Raw genomic sequence first — 16,819 nt, forward strand, 5'->3', positions numbered from 1 at the left:
GCTCCTTTGACGCCCATTCGCGTTCGGCGTCGCCACCTTCTCCGACGACCTCCGTCTGACCGCGCCCGCAGCTGCCGATGACCGGGGAAGCCTCGCGCTTGACCTCGAGCTTCCAACGCCAGCGCTCGGGCGCACGCGATCAATTGGAAATTCATCGATGAGCAACATCTTGACGACGAGGAGCGGTCCGCCATCCGCCGTCTCCAGAACTTCGGGCGTAACGGTTATCGCCCAGGACGCGGGACTCTATGGATTGGATCGGCCCGGCACGGCTTGGGACTGGATGAGGCAGAGCGGCCAGCCTCCAACAGGCGCCGATTGGGTCCGTCCGAAGGTCGCCGACGCCTGGGCCCGCTGCGTCGACGAACATCATCTGCCTACGGGCGTGGACTTCGCGCCGCGCCTCGATCCCGTGCTGACCTGTCCCGAAGATTTCGAGCTTTGGCGGCGCGAATGGTCGAGCGCCTTCACGGCGAGTCTCTCGGCCATGGCGTACGACTTCCGGTCCTACTTGGATGAGAGCAGCGTCACGCTGGTCTTATGCGACCCTCTCGGCAAAGTCTTTTATGTTCTCGACGCGGGGCTGAACATCCGGCCCGGCGGCGTCGCGATGGCGCGGATCGGCGCGGATTGGCGAGAGTGCAACATCGGCAACACGGGGATCGGCACGGCCTGCCTCCTTCGCGTGCCGGCCGCGTTCAACGGTCGCGAGCACTTCTCTCCAGCCTTTCATCCCTATGCGACGGCGGGATGCCCGATCGCCTCGCCAGACGGCGGGATCGTCGCGTTCGTCGGCCTGATCACGGACCGTCGTGACGCCGCATCCTTGATGCTCGGTTTCTTGAAGCTCGCCTGTCGGCTTCTCGAAGCCAATCTGTTCGACAGCTTCTTTTCGACTGGGCGCCTGCTTCGCCTACGCGACGGCGATGTTACCGCAAGCTCCAGCGGTCCAGAATCGCTCGTCGAGGGGCTTGTCGCCGTCAAAGAGGAGGGGCGCATCAGCGGCGTCAACCAATCCGCCCTTCATCTGCTCGGCGCCTCGACACACATCGATGTCATCGGAAAAGAGCTTTCGAGCTTCCTGAGGGTCGATCTCGCCGCCTGCGAGGGGTTCGACAGCGTGGTTCTCGCGCATTCGAATAGCGGCCGGCCGCTCAGAGTCGAGCGCAGGCTCTTCGGTCCCCTTACGAACGTCCCGCGAGCCCGGACGGAGCGCAAGTCGAGGGAAGAGCCAAGTGATACGGCTCCGGTCGCGCCGTTCTCCGCTCTCAACGCGGAGTGGCGCGACCTCATTCTCGACGCGGCCTTGCAAAAGGCGGCCAATTTGCAGGCGCAGAACATTCCGCTGCTTATCACGGGCGAATCCGGCGTCGGCAAGGACTATCTTGTGCGACGGCTGCATGGTTGCGGATCGAGAAAGGACAGAATGCTCGTCGCGATCAATTGCGCCGCAATTCCGCGCGAGCTGATCGAAAGCGAGCTGTTCGGCTATGAGGGCGGAAGCTTTACAGGCGCCCGCTCGAAAGGGAAACGCGGCAAGTTTCTCGAGGCCGATAAGGGCATGCTGTTCCTCGATGAAATCGGCGACATGGCGCTCGATCTTCAGGCGACCTTGTTGCGCGTGCTCGAGTCGTCGGAGATCACGCCGATCGGCGGGACGCGCTCCATTCCGATCGACGTGCGCGTCGTCGCCGCGACGAACTGCAGTCTGCCGGACATGGTGCAGAAGGGCGCCTTCCGCCGCGACCTCTACTATCGGCTCAATGGCGTCCAACTGTGGCTGCCGCCGCTGCGCGAGCGTCCGGATCGCCTTCAACTGATTGCGCATCTCTTGCGCCAGGAATGGCAATCACTCGGCCTGGAGGAGGAGAAAGAGCCGAGCGACGACGTCTGGCGCGTGTTCTTCAAGCATCCTTGGCCGGGCAATATTCGCGAGGCGCGCAATGTTGTCCGCGCGGTGCTGGCGGTGACGCGAGGACGGAGAATCAACATCGACGATCTGCCGAGGGATTTCCTGCAGGAGATGAATGTCAGGCCCAATCCCGCGCCTGCTTCGCTCGACGAAGCTCCTGCTTTTGCCGACGAGCGCGCGAGTGTCGGCAGGCCTGTCGACGCGCCGGGCGAGCTCGCCGATTGGGAGGCGCGCGCCGTGCATTCCGCGCTGGCCAGTAGCGGCGGGAACGTGGCCAAGGCGGCGCGCAGCCTCGGCATTACGCGCGCGACGCTTTACCACAAGATGGCGCGTTACGGCCTTCGCAGCGACAGGCGCATCGTGTCGAGGAATTGAAGGCGGGAGGCGTTTTCATGGACCCCGAGGACAAGGCCTTCATCGAAGAAGCCGCGCAGAAGCTCGATGCGAGCCTGGTGCAGCTCGAGCAGGAAGAGGCGCGGCTTCAAGAAATTCTGGGAGAGGAGCGTGTTCAGGAGCTGCGGGCCTTCTGGCTCAGCGAGCTGGAGGTCATCGACATGGAGGAGGTCCGCCGGAGCCTCGACTTCGACGACCGCTCTCTCATTCGCGTGTGGACCAGGCTTCATCGAAACCGTGCGCGCCGCGCCGCAGCCGGCCGCAGCGCCATGATCTTGAACGCTGGCCGCGGCGATGAGCTCGAAATCATTCCAAGCAAGCCACGCAGCAAGCTTTGACGGCGACGCCGTCAACCATCCACCCATCAGATGCGGAGTCTAAAAATGGCGAAAGAAATCAACTTCGGCGATCCCGTTCGGAAAGGTCTGCTCGAAGGACTGAATGTGCTGGCCGACGCCGTCAGCGTGACGCTTGGTCCGCACGGCCGCAATGTCATCATCGAGCATCGCACCGACGGACTGCCGCCCGTCGCGACAAAGGACGGCGCGACCGTCGCGGAAAGGATCAAGTTTCCTGCCGCGATCGGGAACGCCGGCGTCAGCATGGTGCGGCAGATGGCGATGAAGGTGGCGAAGGAAGCCGGCGACGGGACCACGACCTCGGTGGTGCTGACGCGTCGTCTCGCACAGGAGATCAACAAAGCGCTCGCCGCCGGCATGAATCCCCGTGACGTCCAGCTCGGCATGAGCGCCGCCTGGCGCGCGGTCGACGCGGATCTCGCGCGGCGGGCCCGCCCCTGCAAGGATCATCGCTCTCTGGCGCATGTGGCGACGCTGGCTTCGGGAGGCGATGAGGCTATCGGCGAGCTCGTCGCCGAGGCGCTCGAACGCGCAGGGGAGGGCGTCGTTTCTGTCGAGCTCGGCGACAGCGTGACGGATGAGATTGAGCTTTCGGAGGGGATGCGCTGGGGGCAGGGCTACCGCTCGCCCTATTTCATGACCGACAGCACGCGCAAGCTCGCGGAGCTCGAAAACCCCTATGTGCTCGTTTACGATCGCATCATCAACGACTTTGGCGAGTTGCTTCCCGCGCTGGAGCTTGTGCGCGAGCGCGGCGGAAGCCTGCTCGTCGTCGTCGAGAACATCGTCGAAGCGGCGTTGCCCGGTCTGCTGCTCAATCACGTTCGAGGCATTCTTCATTCCGTCGCCGTCAAAGGGCCGGGCTTCGGCGACAGTCGATATGATTATCTCATCGATCTCGCGACGCTGACCGGCGGTCGAGCGATTCTCGAAGCGTGCGGAGAGGATCTGCGCAATGTGACCATTGAGCATCTGGGACGTGCGCGTAAAGCCGTTATCAGGGAAGAGGAGGCCTTTGTGGTCGGCGGCGCGGGCGATCCGGGCGCGGTCGCCGAGCGCCTCGCCTGCGTCCAGCGTGAGGCCGAAAGGATCGAGAACAGCGACCCCAAATCCGGTTCGCCTTCCGGGAAGCGGCGGGAGCTCGAGAAGCTCAACGAAAGAATTGCCGCTTTGTCGGGAAGAGTCATTACGATTAAGGTCGGCGGCATCTCCGATATTTTGATGAAGGAGCGTCTTCAGCGAGTCGAGAACGCGCTCAACGCCGCGCGCATGGCTCGCGAGGAGGGCGTGTTGCCGGGAGGCGGCGTCGGTCTCTTTCGCGCGCGGAAAGCCTTGGCAGAGACAGAGGGACAAAATCTGGATCAGAGCTTCGGAGTCACGATCGTCCGCGGCGCGCTCGATGAGCCGCTTCGCCGCATCGCGCAGAACTCAGGGAGAGACCCGCAGGAGATCATGTTCGAGGTCGGGCGATCCGACGCAGAGTTTTTCGGTCTCGACGCGAAATCCGGGGCTTACGGCGATCTCTTCGAAGCGGGTGTGATCGACCCGGTGCGCGTCACCCGTCTCGCCCTGCAAAACGCGGTTGGAACCGCGTCGTCGCTGATGACGGTGGAATGCGCGGTGATGGGTCTCGCGCCGGCAGATCCGAGCTTCGGCTTCAATCCGCACGAGGCTGCGGCGACGAGAGAAGATCCACGCGCTTGAAACCCTGCCCCCGACGCCGTCAGCGTGGCGTCGGGGGCAGGAGCTCCGCCCAAGCGGCAAAAAGTCCGCCCTTGGGGGAGAACCAGGGCGGACAGTTCGCGCGCACCGGGGGAGAGGCCGGGACGTGCAAAAGGCGAGACGCGACGCCGTCGCGTTTCAGAAGTGACCCCTCAGGAGCGCGTCCCGATCGCATGGAATCACGCGATCTCTTGATCTAGCCGCTGGCGAGGAACTTCTCCTGATAGACTTGCTCCCTTGGCACGCCGGCTTCAGCCGCCGCGGCGAATGCGGCGTCGATCATGCCGGGCGGCCCGCACAGATAGATGTCCGGTTCGTCCTCATGGGACTTGAGCTCCTCGCGTAGCAAATCGATGACGGTTCCCCGAGCGACGCCGTTGCGCTCGGCGCCTTCGACGACTGCGATACGCACGTCGAGGTTGGGCATCTGTCCGCGCAGCGACTCGAGCTCTTCGAGATAGAAGAGTTCCTCCGCGCGGTTCACGCCGAAGAACAGCTTCGCTGGACGCATGTCGCCCTCATTCTTCATGTGGCGGATCATCGACAGCACCGGCGACAGGCCCGTGCCGCCGCCCACGAAGAATCGCGAGCGCGGGCCGTTCTCATGCAAGCCGAATGAGCCTGCCGGCCCACGAAGGTTCAAACGCATTCCTACTCTGGCCTCGTTGGTCAGGAACTTCGAGAAGGTCCCGTCGGGAAGAATGCGGATGAAGAATTCCAACACGCCGTCGCCCGAGACCGAAGCCATCGAATAGGATCGCTTGATATGCGTGCCCGGAATCTCGATGTCGACGAATTGTCCCGGAGCAAAGCTCAGCGAGATTGGCGCGCTGCCGTCGGCGGTCAACACCTGGATGAGGAGCCGCGCTACATTGGAGGAAACCTTCTCGCAGGCCTTGATCTCGCCGATCCAATTGGTTTGGACCGCCTCGAAGGAGATGCGATCATAGGTGTAGGGAACGACAATGTGCAGATCGCTGCGCGGAAAGCAGCGGCACAGCAGGACATAACCGTCCTCCTCCTCGTCGGGAGGCAGCGCCTGGACGCTCGCATTGATAAGCTCATAATCGCCGTCAGTGCACTCGCCCTTGCACGTCGCGCAGCCGCCTGCGCGGCATGACGCCAAGAGAATGACGCTCTGTCTCAGCCCTGCCGAGATGACGTCCTCGCTGGGGCCGCATTCGAACGAGCAGGTTTCTCCGTCTTCGGTTTCGATCGTAACCTGGTACATTTGCGGATAGCCTCACTTCCTTCAGCAGTCGCCGGCGCCCGCGCCCCTGGCAAGCGGAGCGCCGAGACCCGATTCACGCAGCAACTGGCGGATTTCTTCGGTTTTGTCGCCGGGAGCGAAGCTCGTGCTGTCCTGCTGGCGGAAGTAGGACAGAACATGGGCGACTGCCTCGCGCGCCGAGCTTTCAGACAGGGAGCAGCCCTCCTGCGCGAATTCGCCGTCGCGATGGATTTCCCAATGCCACATGTATTCCAGGTCTTTGCCATAGGCGAGATAACGCGCGTCCTCATGCAAGAGGACCGCTTCAGTCTCGCGCGCTGGCTCAGGGTTCCTGGCGGCTGCGCCGCCGTTTATCGATGTCCCATGCATGAAATCCTCCCGGATCAAGAGAGAGCCCGGGCGTTTCCGCCCGGGCGCCGTCAGCGGTCAGGGAGCTTTCAGCTCGCGACCTGCAGGTGGAGAACCTTGACGCCGCGCTCCCTGCGCAATCCCTCGAGCGGGGTGGCGTAGTAGTCGGTGTTTCGCAGCTCCATCAGAACGGTGCCGAGCGCCGCGTCCGTCCGCAGGAAGACGTTCACCGGCAGGACCGGCGGCTTATAGAGCTGCCGGAACTCGGCGTGGATCCGTTCGGCTTCGTACTTTGTCCTCGCGGCCTTGATCTTGGCGATCCAGGTCGCTGACACGGTGGCGGCGTCCTCGCCGGTCGTCGCCTTGGTGACGAGATCGGCGGGCTTGAGTTGAGCGACCTTCAGCTGAGAGAGCTTCTCCTCGATCTTGCGCTCGATGAACTGATAGTCGACGTCGAGGGCGTAGCTCTTGCGCCAAGGAGAGGTGTAATTGATGCGAAATTCCTGGATGAATTTCGTCGCCTGATCCACGGTCGTCAGCTTGGCGATCCTCGCCTCCCATTCCGAGCGCGTGGCGTTGTCGTGGATTCTTTCACCTTTTGCCATTTGTGGCGTTCCTTTCTTCAGGCCGACATCAAATGTCGGTCAGGGCGCGATCGAGGCCCATGAGTTCGGAGGTGATGGTGAACTTCGTCCCCAGCGTGTAGGCGCGGCCCACCGTGGACGATACGTTCACCAGCAGATCGTAAACCGAGAAGGGCTTGCCGAGCAGATCGGAGGCCTCGGCGGCGTCGATCTCGATCGCGCCATCGGCTTTGATCCACCAGAAGCCGACCTTGTCCTCGACGACGATCGAGGGATTCTTCTTTTTGCCGTCGCCGAGGATGAGATCCTCGACGATGGCGTCGATCTCGTCCGACTTCATCAAAACGAGCACGACGGCGTTGGACTCGTGAACGACCTGGTTCTCTTCCGCGAAGAACTCGTCGGCGAAGGCTTTGCCGGTCTTCTGCATGATCCCGGCGTTATAGGCGTTAGCTGATTCTGACATGTGCTGAACCCTTCAGTTCTTGTAGCCGGCGAGCACTGCGTCGACCTTTTGGTCAACGTCGACCTTGTAGCCAATCTTATCGGCGTAATCGGTCTTCCAATCGCCGAAGACGCGATGCAGCGCCTCGCTGACGCCCGCGCGATCGGTGGCGCCGGAGACCTTCTCGACCTTGGCGTAGAGCCCAACGAAATCCTTGAGCGCGGTAACCGACTTCGCCAGATAATGGTCGGTCCACAGGGTGAGAAACGCGCGGTTGTGCGCGCCGAACTCGGGATCGTTGGCGAGCGAATAGACGAACAGGTCGTCGATGGCGCCGCGCGTGATTTGGTAGTAGGTTTGCGACTGTGCGGTGAAGAAAGGCGTCAACGTGTCGCCATAGACGGTCGCCAGACGCTGGAAGAATTCACGCCGAGCGAATTGGCCGAAGGTCGCGTCATAGACCGCATGCGCCGACCAAAGGATTTCGTTCCAGTCCTGGATGCCCTGCCAGATCTCCTCCACCGCTGAGCGCGCGCCGGCGTAGATCGGATCGGTTGTCCAAATCTTCTTGGGAATGTCGGTGGACGCGTCGAAGCCCGGAACGAGCTTGGCGATGAACAGACGTTCCATCTGGATCATCTGCGCATTGTCCACCTTGTCGAGACCGGCGAAAGTCGCCGACTGACGGATCACGTCGGACAGGCAGTCGCGTCCGACCGATGAATGCGCGTTGAAGAGCCCATATTCGTTATAGAGGAGCGCGCCGAAATATTTATTGAGGATTTCATCGCGCCAGTAGGGCGAGATCGTGCGGATCGAGCCCTCTGCGGCATAGGCCTCGAGGAAACGCTGCGTGTAGCGCGCCTCTTCCGACTTGTCCTTCACATAGGGCGCGTGCCAGCGACGAGCCGGGTCGCGATGACGGAACCAGTCGGTCGTGCGCAGCTCGGTCGACTCATTGCCCCAGGACGGACGGCCGCCGTGGAATTTTTGCGTCCAGTCGCCCCAGTCGAGCCCGCCCGCAATCCAGTCGGGATTGGGCTGAGCATAGACGGAAAGCTGTTCATATTCAGAGAGACGCTTCCAGCGCGGCTGAATGAAGTAATGATACTTGCGCTGCGTGTCGAGAGGATGATCGGGAATGGCCTTGGCGATGATCGCGGCGCGTTCCGGATCGGTGAGACCCCGCTTGGTGACGGGGGCCGTCTGAACAGTCATGTTTTCCTCCTTCGAGGCTTTCGTGCTTCGTGATTGACCCGCCGCATGCGGGCTATTGCGCTTTTGCGCATGCGCCGAGGCGCAGAACGCCGGGCGCGAGCGCCCGACGAACACTTTCGTTCTGCTTCAATCGAAACTGGTCAGCTGAACTTGGCGAGTGGATTGTGGAAGACGCAGCCGATGCGCTTGATGTCGTCGAGCGTCCACAGATTATCGCCGCGCGTGTGCGGTTGAGCGATCAGCGTCTTGCCGTCCGAGCGCACGCCGTGGCCTTCCGCGATCACGTCGGAGAGCTCGCGGCCCTCATACTGTTCGAACAGGCTGTGGCACTCATAGCGCTCCGGCTCAGAGAGCCACATACGCTCGCCCCAGTCGTCCGTCAGCGAGTGCTTCTGGCCGTTGTGCTCGTGCACGCGCAGCGAGCCCGAGCCCTTGGCAAGCGTCGGAATGAACGGCACCTGCGATACGCGGTCGACATAGACCTCGTGGCCGTTCTGGATCAGCCAGGCGTAAGGCATGAAGCCAGACTTCGGATCCTCGTAGCCGAGCCTCTTCCACTCGTTGTAGATCTTGCCGTAGTGATCCGCCCATCCCGGATAGTTCGCCTCGAACCACTCCTGGTCCTGCTCGTCGGGCAGAGCCAAACGTGCGAAGCCGAGCGGCCAAAGCGCATAGGCGGCGAGCGCCAGATCGTGATGCGCCCAATAGGCGTCGCGTTTGGCGTCCTTGAGCGAACGCGGGCTTTCCACGCCGTACTTGCCGAGACGGCCGATCCAGATTCCACCCCAATCCTCGTAGACCCAACGGTTCCAGGTCTTCACCCATGGCTCGACCTTGAACTTGGAGCCGTATTCGAACAGATAGCCGAGCGCCGGCGTGAAGTATTTCTGTTGCGTCCAGAAGGCGTTGTTCAAGTCGGTGTTCAGATACTTCGCCGAAGCCGGGTCATGCGCGATCGAGACGATCGTCTGATAGCCATTGGCCATGTGACGCAGCTCGTCCGTCTCGACGGAGAGGAACACGGTCGGCGTGATCTCGTCGCCGTTGGCCGCGGCCCATTCCGTCACCGCCACGATGAGCGGATTGGTGAAGCAGGCCTCGCCCACGAGCTGCAGATTGATCGAGCACTCGACAGCGTCGCCGGAGATGAAGCCGTCTGCAAAGACGCGCTTCATGCCCTTCCACAGCGGGCCGATCGCGCGGGTGCGGCGGGCGTCGTTATGGCCGGCCGGATCGTGATAATGCTTGGAGTAGTAGTGGTTAATGAAGGCGCATTGATGCGTGTGTCGGATCTCGTCCAGCACCTGCGCCAGATAGCCGTTCTTCTGCTCGGCGGCGGTCGCCGAATCCCACAGCATCGCGGAGGCCGCAATGGCGTTGTATTCGCCGACCTCGAGGAAGTTCGAGATGATCTTCATCGTCTCGCCCCAGCGCGGATGCACCTTATTGCCGGCGCCGAGACGGGTTAGACCATCGAGCAGCGTGCCGAACTGCCGCTCGTCCTTGGCGGCCTCCATGCGCGCATATTCCTTGGCGATGACCTTGAATTGCTCCTTGGTCTCATTCGCCATGTGATATTTCGTGGCGTATTTGGTGCGATTGTTTTTGAAGTCCCAATTGAAGCTCTGAAGCCACTTGTGGACCTCTTGGGGCTCGACGCCAACCGGCGCCCGGTTGACTTTCAGAGAGTCAGTCGCCGCGTTTGTGGCGAGGCTGATGGCCATCTCGTTTCCTCCTGCTGCAATGTTCGATGTGCAAGGCGTGGCGCGCGCCGCGTCAAAGCGACGGCGAGCACGCCATTGTTTTCTTGCGCTCTCGAGAGACGTTTCGTTTTTTGTTGTCGTTGGAACGGAACAGTCGCTGCAGTGCGCGAGCATGTAGTCAGCAAGGCCGGCGCCAGAGATAAAAGGTTCTGAAAAAGGAATTAAACCTAGATAGACTCTGAGAAGGAGTGAAGGCTCCGATAGGTGGGCGCGTTCATTCTTTATACAGGCGTATAATTACTGTACAGACACCTGCGCTTGCGGCCGCCCGGGTCGGCGCGGGGCGAGAAACGCCAGGCCTCGCACGCCGCGACCATCATGGTGGCGCAGAGCGGTCGCGCTCTTTGGCCGAGTGCGGGTCTATGCCGGCTGACGAGCTGAATTTGTAAATCGGCCGGGGGCGCCGCTGTCGTCGCTCGTCTTGAGCGGCGCGAGGGCGATCGGCGGCGCCCTGGGCCTTTGATCTGGATCAACGCGCTGTCGCAGACCACAGCGGACGGCGCTGCGCCCACCGGCGAAGCCCGCCTTAGTCTGCCTCGGAAGAGCACCGGACCAATCCAGCCGCCTGCGGCTTCAAGGCCCCTTCAGAGGATATCCCTACGGCCGACCAAGCCAGGAAACGAATATTCCTTGGGGATCGTACCTTGTCCGGAGCGCATCGAGACGGCGAAGGTTCTCGTCCGACACGAACCGAACCGGCCTATTGATAAGGTTTTCATCGGCGAGCTGCGTCCCCGTAGACAAAGGCTCTAGCTGGCGCAGGCGCTCAGTCGTCCAGCCCACGAATTTCGCGTCGTCGGCCGGATTATCCCATGCGGTGTAAAGGGAGAAATGAAAGTCGTCCTCCAACGAATAGGCCATATTCGCCTGCCGCGGGGGCTCGTGGTCATAGCCCCAATTCATCCACTCCATGAACGTGGGCGCAGGAGGGAAGGAGCCTACAATCTGTTGCAGCCCCGGCAGCAGGTCGTCAAAGGTAGCGTGGGTCCATATGTTGTCGGCAACATAGCGTTTGGTCGCATCGAAGTGACGATCGGTGCCGAGAGCGGTGAGTTCTACCGTCGTTGTCGGGCGATTGACTTCTGCGACAACGGCCCGCTTCCGAGCCGGACAAGCCTCGAACAGAGACAGTGTTGCGCGGGCTTCTTCCTCGCCTCCCGCAAAGGCTGTGGCGGACAGGATAGTGATCGGTCCAGCCGTGCTTGCCGAGTCGTCGCGCAATAGCATCATATGGATTTCGGCTGGGGTGGCGCGGCCGATCTCATGCGCCCAGCGATAAAGCTCCTCGAACACCTCGGCAGGATAGACGTAGGTGTTGTTCATGGTCACTAAAGAACGAGGATACACTTTAATATGGAAGCGAGTGACGACGGCGAAGAAACCAGGCCCTGCGCCGCGCGCAGCCCAGAAAAGATCGGCGTTTTGCTTTTCGTCGGCGTAGCAGACCTCGCCCTCGGCGGTCACTAGCTCGACGCCGATCACACTCATACAAGCGGGCCCGTATTCACGTCCGTTCCAGCCAAAGCCGCCCTGAAGCAGATAGCCGCCGAGGCAAACATTTGTGCAGTGACCCGTCGGAAACCAAAGGCCTTGCGCCATCAGGATCTTGTCGAGCTCTGATCCCTTCAGGCCAGGTTGGGCGCTCCCCGTCATCGCCTCGCGGTCGATCGAGAAGTCACGCAATCGAGAAATATCCAGCAAAACGACATTGTCGCGCAAAAATGTGCCAGCCCAGCTGTGGCCGCCCGAGCGAACAGACAGCTGCAAGCCTCGATCTCGAGCCAAGTGTATTGCCGCAACTACATCATTTACATCTATAGCCTGCACGATGACCGCAGGAAATCGATTGGGTAGTCCCGCATGCCACAGTGTCTCTCGGCGGGTCTGCTCGTACCGTTCGTCGCCGCGCCAGACTAGCCGTGTCGGAAAGCTGATCGACATGCGCCTTCTTTCTCGAGAGAGCCGCTTCGCCAATGCACGCAACGGCGGTGCAGCTCACGCGCTTCATCGCCAAATCTCAGTCGACTTCCCGCGCGGTTGCGGGACATTGATCGTGTGGATGGCAGTTTTCCGTAGAAAATGGCTTAGCTCTAGTCAAGCGCGCGACGCCGCCGCAGCGCGGCGGGCCGCTGCAATCATGGCCTTGCTTCCGTCGATGGCGAAGGGCGCTCGGGACGGCTGCGCCTTGTCAAATGCGGCAAAAATGCGTACGTACCGCACAGATTCGGGCCGGGCTTGGCGGGGCGAGGATCGGCGGCCGGCTCGTCCCGGTCCACAAACGCTCCGATTATAGGGGGAGCAGATGATTCGAAGCCGGCTTTCTCGGGGAATAGGCCTTCTTTTTTTCTTAACGCTTGTCCTTGCAATTCCTTTCAGCTCCCTGGCCGTAGCCGCCACTTGCGGAACGACGCCCTATCCCACAACGTTTCAAACGCCAGCTCCAATTACGCAATCGCCGCAGGTTTGGAGCTTTCAAAGTGCGCCGCAACTGCATCCCATGAAAGTGCAGGTCAACAAAAATGATCCTAGCACGTATTCTGGGCTAATCTTTCTTGGTCCCTACGCCTATTCTGACAATGCCGAATATGGACAGCCAGGATCGCTCATTTTGGATAATAGCGGGAATCCGGTTTGGTTTCGTCCGTTGAGCAGCCCAAATCTGATGAATACAGATTTTCGAGTGCAGCAATTCAACGGCAGGCCTGTGTTGACGTTTTGGCAGGGCACCCTCGCGACCCCGCCGGCTTACACCAATGTTCCGGCAGGCTCCTCCGAGCCGGGCTCCTGTTATTATATCCTGGATAACACTTACAATGTCATTAGGACAGTAACCGCTCAGAAAGGTTACACATCCGATGTCCATGAATTCCTGCTCACTCCAAACAATACGGCGTTGCTTCTCTCGACCCTGGCCGTCCCCATGGATCTCACCGCTTACGGGGGGCCAAAAAATGGATATGTGCAGGATTTCGCCATTCAGGAGATTGATCCCAGCACGAATCAGCTCCTGTTTTTTTGGAGCGCCCTTCAACATATTCCGCTGAGCGATTCCTATGAGCCGGCTTCTAGCGCGACCTCCAGCGGCAATATCTGGGATGCCTATCATCTGAACTCTGTTGGGCTCACGGACAGCGCCAACGACATTTTGGTGTCCGGACGCAATACTTTTACAATCTATAGGGTTAACAAGCCAACTGGAAATATACTTTGGCGGCTGGGCGGCAAGCAAAACAATTTCGTGATCGTCGGCGCCGATGCGCAATTCTCTTGGCAACACGACGCGCGTTTCCACCTAGGCTCGGGCGGCCAAAACAATGTCGTCAGCATGTTCGACGATAATTGTTGTGAATCCCAAACAGTCCCGCCGGGAACCCCCGCTTCCCACGGGTTGTTCCTAAATATCAATTCCTCGACCATGACCGCAAGCTTGCAGCGCCAATTTTATCTCAGCTCCAGCTTGCATGTGGCCTCACAAGGGAGTGTGCAGACGTTGCCTAACAGCAATGTGTTTATAGGCTGGGGACAGTCCGCATACTACAGCGAGTTTGCGCCCCTCGGAAACACAGCGGACAATCCTTCCGTGAATCTCCTTTATTATGCGCAAATGCCTGATGATAATTACAGTTATCGCGCCTATCATGACAATTGGGTCGGAACTCCTTCCTATCCGCCAAGCGCCGTCGCCATATCGAGCAGCGGACAGACGACGGTCTACGCGTCTTGGAACGGCTCGACCGAAACCCGCACTTGGCAAGTGTTTAATTTTGTTGGCTTGCTGGTCCCTCCGGTGCTTATCAAAACTGCAACCAAAACCGGATTTGAAACCGCCATTCCCGTGACCGCCACCACCCCCTATTTTCAAGTAAAAGCCTTGAACGGCCAGGGTCAGGTCATTGGAACATCCAGCGTGATCACGCTGATCCGTAGGTGAGCTTTCAACGGCCCCATGTCTCCCGATCCCATGAGAGGGTAATCTTCGATGATGTTGCGGCTGCCCGGACACCGTCCCGGCAACCGCGACGCCCTCATGGGATCTGGCTATGGCGCCTGTTGCCGGAAAGACACGTTCACCAAAAAAGCGCAGTTTTGAGCCCCTAAACGGTTGATTAATGGCGCAGAAGCGTTGACGCCGGGCCGCGCAGCCAGTGTATGGTTAACAAGGCGGCCGTCCCTTAAGGACATGCAAATGAAGAAGTTGTCTCTTTCTGTCGCAACGCTCTATTGCGCGCTGGAGGTGTCGGCCTTCGCGGCCGACCTCCCTTACAAGAAGGAAGCGCCAATCGTCCCGCCGCTTCCCCCGACGTGGACGGGCTTCTATGCCGGTCTGAACGCCGGCGGCGCATGGGGCGCCAGCAACAGCGTCACGGTGAATGCGGGTCCGATTATTCCCAATCCGATCGCCGCGAATGTTTACACCGTAAACGGCGTTACGCTTCCGTTGGGCGTAGATCTTCTGACGAGTTCCGCCGCCGCCCTCAGCGCCAACGGAGTATTGCCCGGCGCCTCCAAGGGTGGGTTCCTCGGCGGTGGGCAATTCGGCTATAATTACCAATTTTACAACAGCTTCGTTGTCGGTGTTGAGGCGGATATTCAAGGGCTTGCGTCAAGTCGCTCTACGCTTAACGGGGTTGGCATGGGAGCCGACCCAACGCCGGATCTCGGCCCGTTTCTTTCGCCTTTCGTGACGACCACTCAAGTGCGCGCGTCTCTTGATTACCTCGGCACGGTGCGTGGTCGAATCGGCTATCTCTTCACACCGACGTTGCTTGCTTATGCAACGGGTGGTTTGGGTTACGGTGGAGCAAACCTGGGCGCCAGCTTTTTCACGGCGAATACTGGCCCGGGCGTGGATCTTGTGTTCCCCACCGCTTCCAGTTTTGCGGGGCCGGGCTTCGGCTCGAGCCATGTTTCCAACACGCTTGTGGGTTGGACGGTGGGCGGCGGCGTCGAATGGATGTTCCTGCCGAACTGGAGCGCCAAGATCGAATATCTCTATTATGATCTCGGGACGGTTACGACGCCTGTTACTGTCGTCGCGGGCTTCACCGACGGCGGGAATCTGAGCTGGGCCTATGGGGCGAATGCGAGGGCGCGCTTCAACGGCAACATCATCCGCGCGGGCGTGAACTATCACGTCAACTGGGGCGTTCCGGCCCCGGTGCTCGCCAAATATTGATCGGAAACGATCAAAGGACCTCTGCTCATCTCTCGTGCAGGGCTCGGCGGCGCGGAAATCGGGGAGGGTTTTGGCGAGAGCGACGGTCAGCTTGCGCTTGACCGTGGCGAACGAGTTGCCGACGTGACGTTCGGAACTCCAGCAAGGCTCGCCGTAACCGCTGGCCGCACGGCCTGTCACGAGCGCGACGGCCAAGGAAGGCGGTCGAGCGGCGCCATGGCGGCGGCGATATCGCGGGCGACCGACATATGCTTCGGGTTGTCGACATCGAAGGTTTCGGTCGTGGCCGACATCAGCAGCCCGCCGTCGGGCAAAGGCTCGACGAGCGCGCTGGCCGGCGGCTCGATCTGGCGGGCCAGCCAGGGGCAGAGATATTGGATCCACGGCGCTCGAAAATGCGTGTCGCGATCTTTTTCCAGCCGCATGAGCGCGCGGGAATAGGCGCCCGCCTTGACCGGCTCCCAGGCGTCGACGATCGCGAGCATGGCCGCGCGGAAGATCCTATGGGTGACTATGTCCGGATCCGGTGTCGCGCCTCCGAAGCTGGAGGTATCAAACATCGCATCATTCGGGAAAGCGGTTCTGACCGAGGATCCGGCATGGCACCACAGCCTGAGGGTGCGGGACGGGGGCAGGTCGCGCGTGTAGCCTCCGCAACAGTAGCCCCATCCCGGCTCCGGCTCTCCCCAGTCGTCGCGACTGACGCCCGTCTCGACAATTTCCGCGTAGCGGTCACGAACCGTTTCGAGGTCAATCGGGCCTGTCCTCCCGCAGGTCCAAAGCGCGAAGAGTGGATCGAAGGCCGTGAGGGTGTCGAATGTTCGCAGACATCGTGCGGCGATGGCCTCGGGGGTCTCAGGACGCGCTTCCCACACCGCACGGATGTAAAAACCCTCGCTCATGACCGAGTCCTCACGCTGTTGCAGTATGACCGCGTCACGAGCGCGACGGCCAAGGGAGGCGGTCGAGCGGCGCCATGGCGGCGGCGATATCGCGGGCGACCGACATATGCTTCGGGTTGTCGACATCGAAGGTTTCGGTCGTGGCCGACATCAGCAGCCCGCCGTCGGGCAAAGGCTCGACGAGCGCGCTGGCCGGCGGCTCGATCTGGCGGGCCAGCCAGGGGCAGAGATATTGGATCCATGGCATTGGAAAAAACGTGTCGCGTTCATCCTGGTCCCTGAGCGCGGAGGAATAGGCGCCCGCCTTGACCGGCTCCCAGGCGTCGACGATCGCGAGCATGGCCGCGCGGAAGATCCTGTGGCTGACCACGTCCGGGTCTGGGGTCGCGCCTCCGAAGCTCGAGGTCTTAAACATCGCGTCATTCGGGAAAGCGGCTCTGATCGAGGATCCGGCATGGCACCACAGCCTGAGGGTGCGGGACGGGGGCAGGTCGCGCGTATAGCCTCCGCACCAATAGCCCCATTCTGGCTCCGGCTCCCCCCAGTCGTCGCGCCACACGCCCGCCTTGACAATCTCTGCATAGCGGTCACGAACCGTTTCGAGGTCAATCGGGCCTGTCCTCCCGCAGGTCCAGAGCGCGAAGAGTGGATCGAAGGCCGTGAGGGTGTCGAATGTTCGCAGACATCGCGCGGCGAGGGCCTCGGGGGTCTCAGGACGCGCTTCCCACACTGCGCGGATGTAAAATCCCTCGCTCATGACCGAGTC

At 61.1% G+C, this 16,819-nt stretch carries 14 protein-coding genes; 5 read left to right on the top strand and 9 right to left on the bottom strand.

Features of this window, described 5'->3' with window-relative positions; all coding sequences use genetic code 11:
- Positions 1–157 precede the first annotated feature (157 nt).
- The 3 genes from QMG80_RS06915 to QMG80_RS06925 are packed head-to-tail and all read left to right on the top strand — an operon-like array spanning position 158 to position 4,368.
- On the top strand, positions 158–2,287 hold the full coding sequence (locus QMG80_RS06915; protein ID WP_085772145.1) for a sigma-54-dependent Fis family transcriptional regulator: 2,130 nt from the start codon (positions 158–160) through the stop codon (positions 2,285–2,287).
- Positions 2,288–2,304: 17 nt separating this feature from the next.
- The gene (locus tag QMG80_RS06920; RefSeq protein ID WP_085773727.1) at positions 2,305–2,643 is read left to right on the top strand and encodes a hypothetical protein; all 339 of its coding nucleotides are present in this window, start codon (positions 2,305–2,307) and stop codon (positions 2,641–2,643) included.
- A 45-nt stretch (positions 2,644–2,688) separates the two neighbouring features.
- The gene (locus QMG80_RS06925) at positions 2,689–4,368 is read left to right on the top strand and encodes an Hsp60 family chaperonin (protein ID WP_085772146.1); all 1,680 of its coding nucleotides are present in this window, start codon (positions 2,689–2,691) and stop codon (positions 4,366–4,368) included.
- A 214-nt stretch (positions 4,369–4,582) separates the two neighbouring features.
- On the opposite strand, the gene mmoC is transcribed toward QMG80_RS06925, so the two are convergent.
- The 7 genes from mmoC to QMG80_RS06960 form a co-directional block, all read right to left on the bottom strand.
- Complete coding sequence (gene mmoC, locus QMG80_RS06930) at positions 4,583–5,617, bottom strand: aromatic/alkene monooxygenase hydroxylase FAD-binding subunit MmoC (protein WP_085772147.1); 1,035 nt, start codon at positions 5,615–5,617, stop codon at positions 4,583–4,585.
- 21 nt (positions 5,618–5,638) lie between these two features.
- Complete coding sequence (mmoD, locus tag QMG80_RS06935; protein ID WP_085773728.1) at positions 5,639–5,986, bottom strand: soluble methane monooxygenase-binding protein MmoD; 348 nt, start codon at positions 5,984–5,986, stop codon at positions 5,639–5,641.
- Positions 5,987–6,054: 68 nt separating this feature from the next.
- A complete protein-coding gene (gene mmoZ, locus QMG80_RS06940) occupies positions 6,055–6,570 on the bottom strand; it encodes an aromatic/alkene monooxygenase hydroxylase subunit gamma (protein ID WP_085772148.1) in 516 nt (171 codons plus the stop codon).
- A 28-nt stretch (positions 6,571–6,598) separates the two neighbouring features.
- Positions 6,599–7,015, bottom strand: a complete 417-nt coding sequence (gene mmoB / locus QMG80_RS06945) for a methane monooxygenase regulator MmoB (protein ID WP_085772149.1) — start codon at positions 7,013–7,015, stop codon at positions 6,599–6,601.
- Between the two features lie 12 nt (positions 7,016–7,027).
- Positions 7,028–8,212, bottom strand: coding sequence for an aromatic/alkene monooxygenase hydroxylase subunit beta (gene mmoY / locus QMG80_RS06950; RefSeq protein WP_085773729.1), 1,185 nt, complete (start codon positions 8,210–8,212; stop codon positions 7,028–7,030).
- 140 nt (positions 8,213–8,352) lie between these two features.
- Positions 8,353–9,936 carry an aromatic/alkene monooxygenase hydroxylase subunit alpha gene (gene mmoX / locus QMG80_RS06955; protein ID WP_085772150.1) on the bottom strand — a complete coding sequence of 528 codons (1,584 nt, stop codon included), beginning with the start codon at positions 9,934–9,936 and terminating at the stop codon, positions 8,353–8,355.
- Positions 9,937–10,572: 636 nt separating this feature from the next.
- Positions 10,573–11,916: an FAD-binding oxidoreductase gene (locus QMG80_RS06960; protein WP_085772151.1), complete on the bottom strand. Its 1,344-nt coding sequence runs from the start codon at positions 11,914–11,916 to the stop codon at positions 10,573–10,575.
- 361 nt (positions 11,917–12,277) lie between these two features.
- Between QMG80_RS06960 and QMG80_RS06965 the strand changes: the two genes are divergently transcribed.
- On the top strand, positions 12,278–13,906 hold the full coding sequence (locus QMG80_RS06965) for an arylsulfotransferase family protein (RefSeq protein WP_102938103.1): 1,629 nt from the start codon (positions 12,278–12,280) through the stop codon (positions 13,904–13,906).
- Positions 13,907–14,161: 255 nt separating this feature from the next.
- Positions 14,162–15,151, top strand: a complete 990-nt coding sequence (locus QMG80_RS06970) for an outer membrane protein (protein ID WP_085773730.1) — start codon at positions 14,162–14,164, stop codon at positions 15,149–15,151.
- Between the two features lie 176 nt (positions 15,152–15,327).
- Here the strand turns inward: QMG80_RS06970 and QMG80_RS06975 are convergent, their stop codons facing one another.
- Positions 15,328–16,053, bottom strand: a complete 726-nt coding sequence (locus QMG80_RS06975) for an Imm52 family immunity protein (RefSeq protein WP_158658773.1) — start codon at positions 16,051–16,053, stop codon at positions 15,328–15,330.
- Positions 16,054–16,087: 34 nt separating this feature from the next.
- Positions 16,088–16,810 carry an Imm52 family immunity protein gene (locus QMG80_RS06980; RefSeq protein WP_158658774.1) on the bottom strand — a complete coding sequence of 241 codons (723 nt, stop codon included), beginning with the start codon at positions 16,808–16,810 and terminating at the stop codon, positions 16,088–16,090.
- Between the last annotated feature and the right edge of the window lie 9 nt (positions 16,811–16,819).

The sequence above is a fragment of the Methylocystis bryophila genome, from assembly GCF_027925445.1.
GTDB lineage: Bacteria > Pseudomonadota > Alphaproteobacteria > Rhizobiales > Beijerinckiaceae > Methylocystis > Methylocystis bryophila.

Bases quoted from the DNA above. Each gene is read 5' to 3' on its own strand.
- QMG80_RS06975 (WP_158658773.1), bottom strand. From the start codon at position 16,053: ATGAGCGAGGGTTTTTACATCCGTGCGGTGTGGGAAGCGCGTCCTGAG.
- QMG80_RS06925 (WP_085772146.1), top strand. From the start codon at position 2,689: ATGGCGAAAGAAATCAACTTCGGCGATCCCGTTCGGAAAGGTCTGCTC.
- mmoC (WP_085772147.1), bottom strand. From the start codon at position 5,617: ATGTACCAGGTTACGATCGAAACCGAAGACGGAGAAACCTGCTCGTTC.
- mmoB (WP_085772149.1), bottom strand. From the start codon at position 7,015: ATGTCAGAATCAGCTAACGCCTATAACGCCGGGATCATGCAGAAGACC.
- QMG80_RS06965 (WP_102938103.1), top strand. From the start codon at position 12,278: ATGATTCGAAGCCGGCTTTCTCGGGGAATAGGCCTTCTTTTTTTCTTA.
- QMG80_RS06920 (WP_085773727.1), top strand. From the start codon at position 2,305: ATGGACCCCGAGGACAAGGCCTTCATCGAAGAAGCCGCGCAGAAGCTC.
- mmoY (WP_085773729.1), bottom strand. From the start codon at position 8,212: ATGACTGTTCAGACGGCCCCCGTCACCAAGCGGGGTCTCACCGATCCG.
- QMG80_RS06960 (WP_085772151.1), bottom strand. From the start codon at position 11,916: ATGTCGATCAGCTTTCCGACACGGCTAGTCTGGCGCGGCGACGAACGG.
- mmoX (WP_085772150.1), bottom strand. From the start codon at position 9,936: ATGGCCATCAGCCTCGCCACAAACGCGGCGACTGACTCTCTGAAAGTC.
- QMG80_RS06980 (WP_158658774.1), bottom strand. From the start codon at position 16,810: ATGAGCGAGGGATTTTACATCCGCGCAGTGTGGGAAGCGCGTCCTGAG.
- QMG80_RS06970 (WP_085773730.1), top strand. From the start codon at position 14,162: ATGAAGAAGTTGTCTCTTTCTGTCGCAACGCTCTATTGCGCGCTGGAG.
- mmoZ (WP_085772148.1), bottom strand. From the start codon at position 6,570: ATGGCAAAAGGTGAAAGAATCCACGACAACGCCACGCGCTCGGAATGG.
- QMG80_RS06915 (WP_085772145.1), top strand. From the start codon at position 158: ATGAGCAACATCTTGACGACGAGGAGCGGTCCGCCATCCGCCGTCTCC.
- mmoD (WP_085773728.1), bottom strand. From the start codon at position 5,986: ATGCATGGGACATCGATAAACGGCGGCGCAGCCGCCAGGAACCCTGAG.